The sequence below is a fragment of the Bradyrhizobium sp. RT6a genome (assembly GCF_040547675.1).
In the GTDB taxonomy this organism is placed as follows: Bacteria; Pseudomonadota; Alphaproteobacteria; order Rhizobiales; family Xanthobacteraceae; genus Bradyrhizobium.
Genome location: NZ_JBEPQC010000001.1, coordinates 1,335,914 through 1,349,596 on the forward strand (window position 1 = coordinate 1,335,914; position 13,683 = coordinate 1,349,596).

The window sequence follows — 13,683 nt, forward strand, 5'->3', positions numbered from 1 at the left end:
GGCAGTCTAGTTACAGCCCCAGATACGCCTTGCGCACGTCCGGATTGCCCTTGATCTCGCTTGCTGCGCCCTGCATCAGCACGCGGCCGGTTTGCAGGATGTAGGCGCGGTCGGCGATTTCCAGGCACTCCGCCATGCGCTGCTCGACGATCAAGACGGTCATGCCGGCATCGCGGATGCGCTTGACGGCCTGGAAGATCTCGTCGACCAGCTTCGGCATGATGCCCTGCGAGGGCTCGTCCAGCATCAACAACCGCGGGCGCGTCATCAGCGCACGGCCGATCGCGAGCATCTGCTGCTCGCCGCCGGAGAGCGTCTCGGCGCGCTGCTCCAGGCGCTCGGAGAGACGCGGGAACAGCTGGAACACGAGATCGAGCGGACTCTCGCGGTCGACCTCGCCGCGGTAGAGGTAGCTGCCGAGGCGCAGGTTGTCGCGCACGGAGAGGCGCGGAAACAGGCGGCGGTTCTCCGGCACATAGGCGATGCCCGTGGCGGTGATATGATGCTGCGCCATGCCGTCGAGGCGCTTGCCGTCGAACGTCACCGTGCCCGAACGCGGTCGCTCGGCGCCGGCGATGGATTTTAGCAGCGTCGACTTGCCCGCGCCGTTGGCGCCGGCGACGCAGACGATCTCGCCCTTGGCGACCTCGATGCTGACCGCGGAGATCGCGACCAGGCCCTGATAGGCGGTCGTGACTTCACGCACCGACAGCATGACGATCTCCCAGATATGCGCTGATCACCTTGGGATCGCGGACGATTTCAGTGGGCTTGCCCTCGACCAGCACCTTGCCGAGGTCGAGCACGATGGCGCGATCGACCAGCGGCATCACGATCTCCATGACGTGCTCGACCATCAGCACGGTGATGCCGGCGTCACGCACCTTGCGCACCAGCGCCACACCGGTCTGCGCCTCCGTCGGCGTAAGACCAGTGAGGACTTCGTCGAGGAGCAGAAGCTTTGGTTCGGTCGCAAGCGCGCGCGCGACTTCGAGGCGGCGTTTTTCGGCCGGCACGAGGTCGCTCGCGAGCACGTTGGCGCGCGCGGCAAGGCCGGTGAACTCCAGCACCTCATGCGCCTTGCGGCGGGCCTCGCGCATCACGGTGTTGCGCACGAGAGCGCCGACGATGACGTTGTCGATAACGGTCATGGTCTCGAAGCTCTTGACGACCTGGAAGGTGCGACCGACGCCGCGCTGGCAGCGCTCGGCGGCCGGCATGCTGGTGACATCCTCGCCGTCGAACCAGATCGAGCCTTGCGTCGGCGGCAGCACGCCGGCGATGAGATTGAACAGCGTCGACTTGCCGGCGCCGTTCGGGCCGATCAGGCCGATGATCTCGCCGCGGCCGACCGAGATCGAGACGTCGCTGTTGGCGACGAGGCCGCCGAACCGCTGCCAGACGCCGCGGGTTTCAAGCAGCGGGGTCATCGCGTGGCTCCCTTCCGCTTCGCACGAGAGAACAGGCTCACCAGACCCTGCGGCAGGGCGAGCGAAATCAGCACGATCAGCGTGCCGTAGACGATGAGGTCGACGCCGCGGCCGGAGCCGCCGATATAGGAGCGCGTCAGCTCCGTCATCGGGATCAGGATCGCCGCCCCCAACACGGGCCCCCAGAGGGTGCCGATGCCGCCGAGCACGGCCGGCAACGCCATCAGCAGCGAGAACTGGAAGCCCATCACGCTTTCAGGATCGATATAGGCGAGAAACTGCGCATAGAAGGCGCCTCCGATGGCAACGAGAAAAGCGGAGACGGCAGCCGCGCCCATCTTGGAGTTGAACACGACGACGCCGAGGCTCTCGGCCGCTTCCGGATTGTCCTTCACCGCGCGCCACCAGAAGCCCCATTTGGAGTCCTCCAGCCACCAGGTGACGAACCAGGCGAGGCTACACAGCACCAATGCGAAATAGAAGTATGGCAGCTTGCTGCGCATGAACTGGAATTTCAGCCAGCTGTCGCCGCGCACCGGAATGGTGATTCCCATCGCGGCACCCGCCCATTCCCAGTTCTGGAACAGCAGCAGGCCGATCTCGGCGATGACAATGGTCGCGATCACGAAATAATGGCCGCGCAGGCGAAAGAAGGGATAGCCGAGCCCCATCGCGATCGCGGCCGCGACTGCGCCGCCGGCGAGCATGCCGAACCATGGCAGTACGCCGAACTTGGTGAACAGGAGCTCGGTGGTGTAGGCACCGATGCCGAAATAGAGCGCATGTCCCAGCGAGATCTGCCCGCAATAGCCGGAGAGAATATTCCAGCTCTGCGACAGCGCCGCATACATCAAGGTCAGGATCAGGATGTTCTGGACGTAGACGTCCTTGATGAACAGGGGAGCGAGCGCCGCCAGGGCGGTCAGCACCGCGGCGATGATGAGGTCGCGGCGGCGCCGCACGGCAAAATCCTTGTCCATCACATCGATCCGAACAGGCCGCGCGGCCGGATGAAGACGACCAGCAGGTAGACAGCGTAAATGCCGACCGATTTCAGCGACGGCGGCAGCACCAGCGCGGTCGTGGCCTCAACGAGGCCGACGATGATCCCGCCGGCGAAAGCGCCGAACACGCTGCCGAAGCCGCCGAGCGCGACCGTGACGTAGGCGATCAGCGCAAAGGATGCGCCGACGTCGGGATAGATATAGAAGAAGCTCGCCATGATCGCTCCGGCAAGGCCGACCAGCGCGGCACCAAGCCCCCAGCCGAGCGCGAACACGCGGTTCTTGTCGATGCCGACGAGGGCCACCGCGCCGGGATCTTCACGGGTGGCCTCCAGCGCGCGACCGAAATCGGTGCGATGGATGAAGAAGTAGAGGCCGGCAAACGCCAGGATCGAAACCAGCGCACCCATGAGCTGCGGCTCGGGCAGGAAGACCCCGGCGATCGAGATCGTCTTGCCGCCAAGCCAGGACTGCGGAACGCTGCGATAGTCGGGCGTGAAGAAGAACTGGGCGAGGCCGCGCATCACGATGGCGAGGCCGAAGGTGGAGAAGATCTGCACCATGCCGGCATTGGCCTTGGCCCGCATGGCGAAGCGTACGATCAACAAATAGACCACCGCTCCGAATACGAACAGCGCGGCGGCCACCAGCGGCGCCGACAGCAAGGGGTCGATGGCGAAGAACGTGAACAGGAAGAAGCTCACATACATCGCGATCATCAGGAACTCGCCATGGGCGAAGTTCACGACGTCCATCAGGCCGAAGATCAGCGCGAGGCCGACGGCGATCAGTCCGTAGAGCAGGCCCATGAGGAGGCCGCTCGCGAGACTTTGGATAATGGTTTGGGCTGTCACCGGTGGTCCCCTGCTCGAAATATCATCGTCTGCTCCGTCATTGCGAGCGACGCGAAGCAATCCAGAATCTCGTCGCGGAGACAGTCTGGATTGCTTCGTCGCTTCGCTCCTCGTAATGACGAGGCTCTTGCGACGATCTCGATTGCTCGCCTGCTTCGCCGCTTACTTCATCGGCCAGATCGCCTCGGCGATCGCGGCCTGCGGCGGGAAGATGGTGACGAACTTGCCGCCGACATATTGCAGGAGCACCGGGTCAGCGTCGTTGTTTTGACCCATCTCGTCGAACTTGACGCGTTTCCAGGGCATGATGGTCTGCTCGCCCGGGATGTCGGTGGCGGCCAGCGCGTCGCGGATCTTCTCGCCGTCGGTCGACTTGGCGCGGCTGATGGCGTCCGCGAGGATGATCAGGCCCATGAACTGACGCGAGGTGAGATCGTTGAAATCCTTGCCCGACCGCGTCTTGAACATATCGTTGATCTTGCCGACCATCGGGCGCTTCTGCGCGAGATCGAGCGAGAAGGTGCCGCGCGAGATCACGCCTTCGAGCTTGTCGCCGACGGCGTCGTAGAGCGCCTTCTCGGAGAAGCCGGCGTCCTGCGCCACGATCGCGTTCGGCTTGTAACCGAGCTCGCCCATGGTCTTCACCAGCAGGATGCCATCGGTGGTGTAGCTCGAGGGCATCAGCACGTCGGCGTTCGCGCTCTTGAGCTGCTGCACCTCGGCCGAGAGCGAGGGCGAGTTGGCGCGATACTTGATGTCGGAAACGATCTTGTAACCGCGCTCGCCGGCGATCTTGGCCTGGGCGTTGCCGGAATCGGTGCCGAAGATGGTGTCCTCGTGGAACAGCGACAGCGTCTCGATCTTGGTGCCCTTCTTCTTCAAGGCATCGAAGAAGTCGAACATCGCGGCCGAGTACATCTCGTCGTGCGGCGAGGCGCGGAAGTAATATTTCAGGCCGCGGCGATGCAGGCTCGGCGAGGAGTTGTCGGCGGAGACGAACGGGATCTGATAACGCTCGCAGATCTGGCTGACCGTGACGGCGACCGCGCTCTGATAGGTGCCGATGATGGCGCAGACCTTCTCCTGCGTGATCAGGCGCTCGGCTTCGGCACGGCCCTTCTGCGGATCGGCCTGATGGTCGGCGAACACGAGGCGCACTTTTGCGCCGCCGAGGCCCGGCAGGCCCTCGCCCTTGGCCAGCGGCAGGTCGAAATCCGTGGCCTTGTTGATGACTTCGAGCGCGGTCTCATACGCCTTCTGCGCGTCGACGCCCTGCTGCGCGCTGCCGCCGGAGAACGGATAGATCACGCCGATCACGACTTCCGAAGTCTGTGCGCGCGCTGCCAGCGGCACCAGCGCGGCCGTAGCGGTGGCTCCTAACAATACGTCGCGGCGAGTGATCGTCATGGCAAAGTCCCCTGTTACTGAATTTCGGCTGATCGAATGAAGCGATTGATGGATGCGGTAAAGCTCGAAGAAGCAGCAAATGCTGCCCACTAAATCACGGCCATGGTCCTGTTCTTGAGATCCGTCACCAGCATCAGGCCCGGCGAATGCGTGATCGCGAACGGCAGCTTTGCGGCGTTGATGACCGATTGCGGCGTCACGCCGCACGCCCAGAACACCGGAATCTCGTCGTCGGCGACCGGCACCGGATCGCCATAATCGGGCTTGGCGATGTCCTTGATGCCGATCAGATGCGGATGGCCGAGATGCACGGGCGCGCCATGGACAGCCGGATAGCGCGAGGTGATCTGCACCGCGCGGATCGCATCCGCCGGTTTGAACGGACGCATCGACACCACCATGGGACCGGCGAAGGGACCGGATTCGCCGCAGGCGATGTTGGTGCGATACATCGGCACGCGCACATTGTGCTCGATGTGGCGGATCGGCATGCCCTCGTCGAGCAGCGCCTCTTCGAACGAGAACGAGCAGCCGAGCACGAAGGTCACGAGATCGTCGCGCCAATGCTTTGTCACATCGGTCGGCTCGTCCACCACCTCGCCGTCGCGCCAGACGCGATAACGCGGCACGTCGGTGCGGATGTCGAGATCGGCGCCCAGCGCCGGGATGTGCGGACTGCCGACGTCGGACATGCCGATGATCGGGCACGGCTTCGGATTGAGCTGGCAGAAGCGGTGAAAGGCACCGGCATATTCGGCCGGCAGGATCGCCAGATTGCCCTGGACGAAGCCGGGGGCAACGCCGGCGGTGGAGGCGACCAGCCCCTCGCGGTAGGCGAGCCGCGCCTTGCGGCTCGGGAGCGTGTCGGGCGTTTCAGTTTGCTGCACTGCCACCAAAACAGTCATGGGATCGACCTGCCTATAAACTCGACAAAGACAAGCCAACACCACGCGTGCTATAAAGTCTAATCTTCCTTTCTAATCAATATCGATAAATTTCATTTATCGGACGGGAAATCCTTCCAATGCTGGACTTCAGATCGATCGAGACGTTTCTTTGGGTTGTGAAGCTCGGCAGCTTTCGCGGCGCCGCAGCACGCCTCAACACGACCCAGCCGGCGATCTCCCAGCGCATCGCCCAGCTCGAGCGCGAGATGGGTGTGAAGCTCCTGAATCGCGACCATCGCGTGGCCTCGCCGACGCCGAGCGGCCGGCAGATGATGGTCTACGCGGAGAAGCTGATCGGCCTGCGGGCCGCGATGATCGCTGAGATCGGCGATCGCTCGGCGATGCGCGGCGTGATGCGGCTCGGCGTCGCCGAAACCATCGTGCACACCTGGCTGCCGCGGCTGGTGAAGAGCATGAACGAGGTCTACCCGAACCTGTCGCTGGAGATCGAGGTCGACATCACGCCGAACCTGACCGCGCGCCTGCTCGCGCAGGAGATCGAGCTGGCGTTCGTGGTCGGGCCGCTGTCGGCCTCCGGCGTCCACAACCGCGTGCTCGCCGATTATCCGATCGGCTTTCTGGCAAGTCCTTCGCTCGGGCTCGGCAAGGGTCCAGTGACGCCGGCGGATCTCGCGCGCTTTCCGATCATCACCTTCCCGCGCAAGACCAAGCCTTACGAGGTCGTGCGCGAAGTGTTCGATCGGCCGGAGCTGCCGCCGATCCGGCTGCACGCCTCCGCCTCGCTTGCGACCGTCATCCACATGGCGGTGGAGGGCCTCGGCATCGCCGTGATCCCCGACGCCATCGTCGAGAGCGAGCTCGCAGACGGGCGGTTGCAACTGCTCGACACCGATCTCAAAATCGCGCCGCTGACATTCACCGCGAGCTGGCTCGCCTCGCCGGATGTCGTGGCGGTGGAACGGGTCGCCGAGCTTGCATGTCAGATCGCGCAGAGCAGCCTCGCAGTTGACGCGCCCGCGCCGGCGCGTCATTGAAACAGGCGCCGGATTTTCTTTCGTCATTCGGGGCGCTCGAAGAGCGAACCCGGAATGACAGCTAAGATGGACTGACCGCATGAGCCGAGCCGCCACCAATTTGCAAATCGATTCCGCCCGCCTCTGGGGCTCCATCCACGAGACCGCGCAGTTCGGCGCGACGGCCAAGGGCGGCGTGCGGCGGCTGACGCTGAGCGCAGAGGACAAGCTGGTGCGCGACTGGTTCCGCAAGGCCTGCGAGGACGCCGGCTTAGAGGTGCACACCGACGCGCTCGGCTCGCAGTTCGGCCTGCGCAAAGGACGCGACATGTCGAAGCTGCCCGTCGGTATCGGCTCGCATCTCGATACGCAGCCCACCGGCGGCAAGTATGACGGCATCCTGGGAACGCTCGGTGCGCTCGAAGTGATCCGCACGCTGAACGACGCTGGCATCGAGACCGAGGCGCCGATCTGCGTCGTCAACTGGACCAACGAAGAGGGCTCGCGCTTCGCTCCTGCGATGATGGCCTCCGCCGCTTATGTCGGCGACTTCACCACCGACGACATCCTGTCGCGCAAGGACGTCGAAGGCGTCACCGTCGGCCAGGCGCTCGATGGCATCGGCTATCGCGGCGACAAGCCGGTCGGCTTCCAGAAGCTCGGCTGTTTCGTCGAGTTGCACATCGAGCAGGGTCCGATCCTGGAAGCCGAAGGCAAGACCATCGGCGTGGTCGATTCCGGCCAGGGCGTGCTCTGGTACGACGGCAAGATTTCCGGCTTCGAGAGCCATGCCGGATCGACCCCGATGCCGCTGCGGCGCGATGCGTTGGCGACGCTGTCCGAGATCGTGCTGGCGATGGAGGCCATTGCGAAGAGGCACGGGCCGAAGGCCGTCGGCACCATCGGCGAGGCCGTGATCGCAAACCCCTCCCGCAACGTCATTCCCGGCGAGATCGCCTTCACGATGGATTGCCGCAGTGCGGATGGCGCGATCATGGATGCGCTCGATCGCGATTTGCGCACCGCGATTGGCGAGATCGCCGCGCGCCGCAAGGTCGAGGTGAAGATCGACCTGGTCTGGCGCAAGCCGCCAACGCATTTCGATCCCAAGCTGATTGCTGCCGTCGAGAACGCGGCGAAGACGCTCGGCTACTCCTCTCGCCGCATCACCTCCGGCGCCGGCCACGACGCCTGCAATCTCAACACAATCATGCCCGCCGCAATGGTGTTCGTGCCCTGCAAGGACGGCATCAGCCATAACGAGCTGGAGGACGCCACGCAGCCCGATTGCGCCGCGGGCACCAACGTCCTCATGCACACTGTGCTGGCGATCGCCGGCGTCGCATCCTGACCGGAGAGAGCCATGCGCGGAGTTTTCGTCGACGCCAATGAAGCCTTGGCCGTAATCATGGAGCGGCTGGAGCAGCCCGGCGATCCCAAAGTGCGGATCCACAGGGATCCCGACATCAAGCCCGAGCAATATCCTGAAATCCTCGACGGCGCCGAAATCGCAATCGTCGACCACACCGCGCTGCCGACCGATGTCGCGAAGAAGTGCACAGGGCTGAAGCACGTCGTGTTCCTCGGCACCGGCGCGCGCAGCTACATGAACCCGGAAGAGCTCGCCGAGCTCGGCATCTCCGTGCACCTGATCAAGGGCTATGGCGACACGGCGGTGGCGGAATGCGCGATCGCGCTGATGTGGGCTTCGGCCCGCGTCATCGCGATGATGGACCGCGAGATGCGCGGCGGAAACTGGTTGCGCGAAGACGGCATGCAGCTCACCGGCAAGACGCTCGGCCTGATCGGCTTCGGCGGCATTGCCGGGGAAGTCGCGCGCATTGCCTCGGGCAGCGGCATGAAGGTGATCGCCTGGAACCGCTCGCCGAAGAGCTATCCGGGCGTGGAATTCGTCGATCTCGATTCGGTGTTGGCGAGAGCAGACGTCGTATCGCTGCATCTGCTGCTCAACGACGAGACGCGCGGCATGATCACCCGCGAGATGATCGCGAAAATGAAGCCGGGCGTCATCCTCATCAACACCGCCCGCGCCGCCGTCATCGACGAGGCCGCCATGATCGACGCGCTGAAGTCGGGCCACATCCGCCATGCCGGCCTCGACGTCTTCAACATCGAGCCATTGCCTGGGGATCATCCGCTGACCAAGCTCCCCAACGTGACGTTGTCGGCGCATTCGGCGTTCCGGACCCCGGAGGCGAGCGAGAACCTGATTGGCGCGGCGTGGGAGCACTGCCGCCGGATCGTAAAGGGATAAGAGCAACAACAATGGCCGATTATCGCACCATCAAGGCACAACCGCTCATCGAAGCCATCAGTGCCATCGTCAAGGCCGGCGGCTCTACAGACCGAGAAGCCGAGCTCGTGTCCACCAACCTGGTCGAGGCAAACCTCAAGGGGCACGACTCCCACGGCGTCGGCATGATCCCGCGCTATGTCCAGAGCGTCACCACGGGCGGCCTCGCCGTGAACCAGCACGTCAAGATCGTGCTCGATACCGGTCCGCTTCTCACGCTCGACGGCCTCACCGGCTATGGGCAGGTCATCGGCCATGAAGCGATGGAGCTGGCGGCCGAGCGCGCCAAGCGCAACGGCGTGTGTCTCGTCGGCCTCTCCAACTCGCACCACATCGGGCGCATCGGCCACTGGGCCGAGCAGTGCATCGACCACGGACTGGTCTCGATTCACTTCGTCAACGTGATCTCGCGTCCGATCGTGGCCCCCTGGGGCGGCAGCGATGGGCGCCACGGCACCAACCCGTTCTGCGTCGGCATCCCGCGCGCGGGCAAAGACCCCATCGTGCTCGACTTCGCCACCAGCAGGATCGCGCAGGGCAAGACCCGCGTCGCCCACAACAAGGGCGTCGAGCTCGAGCCCGGCACCATCATCGACAACGAGGGCAAGCCGACCACCAACCCGCGCTACACCGTGATCCCGCCGCACGGCGCCATCCTGCCGTTCGGCGAGCACAAGGGTTCGGGGCTCGCGCTGGTGTGCGAAATCTTCGGCGGCGCGCTCTCCGGCGGACAAGTGGTCAAGGGCCCATCCGATGGCAAGTACAACGTCCTCAACGGCATGCTCTCGATCATCATCGACCCCGGCAAGCTCGGCACTGGTGAGAATCTCGCGCGCGAAGTCGAGAGCTTCGTCGCCTGGCACACCGGCTCACCGCCCGCCCCCGGCGTTGACAAGGTGAAGATCGCGGGTGAGCCCGAACGCGAGACGAAGAAGAAGCGGCTCGCTGAAGGCATTCCGGTCGATCCGACCACGTGGCGGGATATTTTGCTGGCTGGGAAAACGTTCGGGTTGGATCAGGCGGCGATCGAGAAGATCGCGGGCTGATTGGAGTCATAGACTCAGATTGGTCGTCCCGGCGAAAGCCGGGACCCATAACCACAAAAAGCAGTTTGGCGAAGGCTCGGAGTTACCAGCTTCACTCCACAGCCACTCCCTGGGGTTATGGGTCCCGGCCTTCGCCGGGACGACCCGTGGTTGGTAACTCGGCTCAATCCACCATCTCCGCAACCGCCTTGCCGCATGCGGTCGTGTCGGCGTTGCCGCCGAGGTCCTTGGTGCGGAGCGTGCGCTCGGCCAGCGTTCGCTCGATCGCATCGACGATCGACTTGCCGGCTTCCTTCTCGCCGAGATGCTCGAGCATCATCGCGCCGGACCAGATTGCGCCGATCGGATTGGCGATGCCCTGTCCCGCGATATCGGGCGCCGAGCCGTGCACCGGCTCGAACACCGACGGGAAATTGCCCTCGGGGTTGATGTTGCCTGACGGCGCGATGCCGATGGTGCCGGTGCAGGCCGGGCCGAGATCGGACAGGATGTCACCAAACAGATTGGAGCCGACCACGACGTCGAACCAGTCCGGATGCAGCACGAAGTTCGCGGTCAGGATGTCGATGTGGTACTTGTCCCACTTCACGCCCGGAAACTTTTTCGCCATCGCCTCCACGCGCTCGTCCCAATAGGGCATGGTGATGGAGATGCCGTTCGACTTGGTCGCCGACGTCAGGTGCTTCTTCGGCCGCGACTGCGCGAGTTCGAATGCGAACTTCAGGATGCGATCGACGCCGACGCGGGTCATCACCGTCTGCTGCGTCACGAACTCACGGTCGGTGTCCGGGAACATGCGGCCGCCGACGGAGGAATATTCGCCTTCGGTGTTCTCGCGCACCACCCAGAAATCAATGTCGCCGGGCTTGCGGTTAGCCAGTGGCGACGGCACGCCCGGCATCAGCCGCACGGGGCGCAAATTCACATACTGATCGAACTCGCGGCGGAACTTGATCAACGAGCCCCAGAGCGAGACGTGATCCGGAATCTTGGCCGGCCAACCGACCGCACCGAAGTAGATGGCATCGTGCTTGCCGATCTTTTCTTTCCAATCGTCCGGCATCATCTGGCCGTGCTTCTCGTAATAGTCCCAGGACGAGAAGTCGAAATGATCGAAATGAAGCGACACGCCGTGCTTCTTCGCCGCGGTCTCCAGAACGCGCAGACCCTCCGGCATCACTTCCTTGCCGATGCCGTCGCCGGGAATGACCGCGATCCGGTATTGTTTCTTGCTCATCGAGAACGTCCTTGATTGGTCCGGCAGCCGCCGCCTTTTTGACCGCACTGCAATGGACCAAACGCGGCGGCAGTGCAACGCTGCACTGCAATGTTGACCATGGCGCGGCCGACCGCCTACTGATTTCATTCCTGTTCCTCTCCTGCGAGTAACTCCCATGGATCTGCATCTGCGTGGCAAGCGCGTCCTGATCACGGGCGCGTCCAAGGGTATCGGCGCAGCCGCCGCCCAAGCCTTTGCCGAGGAAGGCTGCCATCTCCTGCTCGCCGCCCGCAACGGCGATCAACTCAAGGCTCTGGCCGAGCGCTTGCGCTCGGCGCACCAGATCGATGCCGCCAGCAGCATCGTGGATTTGCGCAAGAGCGAGGATTTGACGCGGCTCGCCAGGGAAGCCGCCGACATCGACGTACTCGTCAACAACGCCGGCGACATTCCCGGCGGCTCCATCGACAAGATCGACGAGGCGACCTGGCGGCACGCCTGGGAGTTGAAAGTGTTCGGCTACATAAACCTCACGCGCATGATCTATGCGCAGATGAAGGCGAAGGGCGGCGGCGTGATCGTCAACGACATCGGCGCGGCCGGCGAGAAATTCGACGCCAACTACATTTGCGGCAGCGCCGGCAACGCCGCCCTGATGGCCTTCACCCGCGCGCTCGGGGGCAAGAGCCTCGCCGACAACATCCGCGTGGTCGGCATCAATCCCGGCCCCGTCGGCACCGACCGTCACGTCACCCTGCTGAAGACGCGGGCAAAGCACCAGTTCGGCGACGAGAACCGCTACAAGGAATTCCAGAAAAGCCTGCCGCTCGGCAGGCCTGCACATGCGCGCGAGATCGGCGATCTCATGGCGTTCCTCGCGTCCGATCGCGCAGGCTATACGTCCGGCGTGATTTACACGGTGGACGGCGGAATCAGCGCGGGATGGGGTTAACTCTGTCCACGTCGTTGCGAGCGCAGCGACTTGTCCGCCGAAGCTTTAGCGAAGGCGGACAAGTCGCTTCGCTCCTTGCAAGGACGGAGCCTAGCACAAGCACAGGAGTAAAATAGTTGTCTCAAGAGTTGATCCGAGAAACCGCTTGCGCCGTCGTCGACAAGCTGCGGTCCGGCGACGTCTCGCCGCTGGAACTGTTGGATGCGCTGGAGAAGCGCATCGGCGAAGTCGATGGCAAGGTCAACGCGCTGCCGACGCTCTGCTTCGACCGCGCGCGGGATAGCGCAAAGGCGCTGATGCGGAAGCCGGCCGGTGCGCGCGGATTGCTCGCGGGTCTGCCAGTGCCGATCAAGGACCTGACCGATGTTGCTGGCGTGCTGAACACCCAGGGCTCACCGATCTTCAAGGACAATGTGCCCAAGCAGTCCGACCTCATGGTGGAGAACCTCGAAGGTAACGGCGCGGTCGTCTACGCCAAATCCAACACGCCGGAGTTCGGCGCCGGTGCGAACACGTTCAACGAGGTGTTCGGCGCGACCCTCAATCCCTGGGATACATCCAAATCCGCCGCGGGCTCCTCGGGCGGCGCGGCCGTTGCGCTCGCGACCGGCATGGCTTGGCTCGCGCAGGGCTCCGACATGGGCGGCTCCTTGCGCAGTCCCGCGGCGTTCTGCGGCGTCGTCGGCATGCGGCCGAGCATCGGCCGCGTCGCGCACACGCCGAAAGCGGCCATCGACCGCAATCTCGGCGTCGTTGGTCCGATGGCCCGCAACGTCGAGGATCTCGCGCTGCTGCTGGATGCCATGAGCGGCGATTATGCCGCCGACCCGCTGTCGCTGCCGGCGCCCTTGACGTCGTTTCTCTCGGCGGCGCAATCAGGCAACAAACCGAAGCGCATCGCCTACTCGCCGGACCTCGGCATCACGCCGGTCGATCCCGAAGTCAAAGCGATCACGCGAAAGGCGGCGGAACGCTTTGCCGAAGCCGGCGCCATCGTCGAGGAGGCGCATCCGGACTGGCGCGAGGCGCACGAGTGCTTCCACGTGCTGCGCGCGTTCGACTTCGCGATCAGCAAGGCGCAGCTGCTGCGCACCAAGCGCGACCTGCTCAAGCCCGAAGTGATCTGGAACATCGAGGAAGGCCTCAAGCTCACGATCGAGCAGCTCGAACGCGCCGAGTCGCAGCGCGTCGGCATGACCGCCCGCGCGGTCGAGTTCTTCAAGAGCTACGATCTGCTGCTGGTACCGACCACCATAGTGCCGCCCTTCCCGATCGAGCACCGCTATGTCGCCGAATGCGCCGGCAAGAAGTTCGAGAATTACGTCGAATGGCTCGGCATCGTCTACGCCATCACGCTCGCCTGCTGTCCCGCGTTGTCGCTGCCGTGCGGCTTCACGGCGTCGGGCCTGCCGGTCGGCCTGCAGGTGGTCGGCGCGCCACGCGCGGATGCACAGGTGATCGCCGGCGCGAAGGTGCTGGAGGATATTCTGGGTGTGCGCGGCACGACGCCGATTGATCCGCGGGTGAAGAATTAGG

General features: G+C 64.2%; 13 protein-coding genes. 6 read left to right on the top strand and 7 right to left on the bottom strand.

The genetic code is table 11. The features are described from left to right. Window positions 1-10 precede the first annotated feature (10 nt). The 6 genes from ABIC03_RS06360 to ABIC03_RS06385 form a co-directional block, all read right to left on the bottom strand. On the bottom strand, window positions 11-715 hold the full coding sequence (locus tag ABIC03_RS06360) for an ABC transporter ATP-binding protein (RefSeq protein WP_275170538.1): 705 nt from the start codon (window positions 713-715) through the stop codon (window positions 11-13). Then, window positions 699-1,430 carry an ABC transporter ATP-binding protein gene (locus ABIC03_RS06365; RefSeq protein ID WP_354056434.1) on the bottom strand — a complete coding sequence of 244 codons (732 nt, stop codon included), beginning with the start codon at window positions 1,428-1,430 and terminating at the stop codon, window positions 699-701. Before ABIC03_RS06365 ends, ABIC03_RS06360 begins: the two co-directional genes overlap by 17 nt. Next, window positions 1,427-2,410: a branched-chain amino acid ABC transporter permease gene (locus ABIC03_RS06370; protein WP_354056436.1), complete on the bottom strand. Its 984-nt coding sequence runs from the start codon at window positions 2,408-2,410 to the stop codon at window positions 1,427-1,429. Before ABIC03_RS06370 ends, ABIC03_RS06365 begins: the two co-directional genes overlap by 4 nt. Beyond that, on the bottom strand, window positions 2,410-3,288 hold the full coding sequence (locus tag ABIC03_RS06375) for a branched-chain amino acid ABC transporter permease (RefSeq protein WP_026233279.1): 879 nt from the start codon (window positions 3,286-3,288) through the stop codon (window positions 2,410-2,412). The genes ABIC03_RS06370 and ABIC03_RS06375 overlap by 1 nt, the downstream gene beginning before the upstream one ends. A gap of 162 nt (window positions 3,289-3,450) precedes the next feature. Continuing rightward, complete coding sequence (locus ABIC03_RS06380) at window positions 3,451-4,695, bottom strand: ABC transporter substrate-binding protein (protein WP_354056439.1); 1,245 nt, start codon at window positions 4,693-4,695, stop codon at window positions 3,451-3,453. An 89-nt stretch (window positions 4,696-4,784) separates the two neighbouring features. Continuing rightward, the gene (locus ABIC03_RS06385; protein ID WP_247359970.1) at window positions 4,785-5,600 is read right to left on the bottom strand and encodes a putative hydro-lyase; all 816 of its coding nucleotides are present in this window, start codon (window positions 5,598-5,600) and stop codon (window positions 4,785-4,787) included. A 119-nt stretch (window positions 5,601-5,719) separates the two neighbouring features. Between ABIC03_RS06385 and ABIC03_RS06390 the strand changes: the two genes are divergently transcribed. From ABIC03_RS06390 to ABIC03_RS06405, 4 genes are all read left to right on the top strand, one after another. Then, window positions 5,720-6,637, top strand: coding sequence for a LysR family transcriptional regulator (locus tag ABIC03_RS06390; protein WP_275170535.1), 918 nt, complete (start codon window positions 5,720-5,722; stop codon window positions 6,635-6,637). A gap of 79 nt (window positions 6,638-6,716) precedes the next feature. Then, entirely contained in the window at window positions 6,717-7,967 is a 1,251-nt protein-coding gene (locus ABIC03_RS06395; RefSeq protein WP_354056442.1) for a Zn-dependent hydrolase, read from the top strand. A gap of 12 nt (window positions 7,968-7,979) precedes the next feature. Next, a complete protein-coding gene (locus ABIC03_RS06400; RefSeq protein ID WP_354056444.1) occupies window positions 7,980-8,891 on the top strand; it encodes an NAD(P)-dependent oxidoreductase in 912 nt (303 codons plus the stop codon). A gap of 11 nt (window positions 8,892-8,902) precedes the next feature. Beyond that, window positions 8,903-9,976 carry a malate/lactate/ureidoglycolate dehydrogenase gene (locus ABIC03_RS06405; RefSeq protein ID WP_354056446.1) on the top strand — a complete coding sequence of 358 codons (1,074 nt, stop codon included), beginning with the start codon at window positions 8,903-8,905 and terminating at the stop codon, window positions 9,974-9,976. Window positions 9,977-10,139: 163 nt separating this feature from the next. On the opposite strand, the gene ABIC03_RS06410 is transcribed toward ABIC03_RS06405, so the two are convergent. Further along, entirely contained in the window at window positions 10,140-11,213 is a 1,074-nt protein-coding gene (locus ABIC03_RS06410; protein WP_247984892.1) for a tartrate dehydrogenase, read from the bottom strand. 157 nt (window positions 11,214-11,370) lie between these two features. Here ABIC03_RS06410 and ABIC03_RS06415 point away from each other — a divergent pair, with 157 nt between their 5' ends. Together ABIC03_RS06415 and ABIC03_RS06420 are read left to right on the top strand one after the other, a co-directional pair. Then, entirely contained in the window at window positions 11,371-12,147 is a 777-nt protein-coding gene (locus tag ABIC03_RS06415) for an SDR family oxidoreductase (RefSeq protein WP_354056449.1), read from the top strand. Window positions 12,148-12,263: 116 nt separating this feature from the next. Further along, entirely contained in the window at window positions 12,264-13,682 is a 1,419-nt protein-coding gene (locus ABIC03_RS06420) for an amidase (protein ID WP_354056451.1), read from the top strand. Window position 13,683 lies beyond the last annotated feature (1 nt).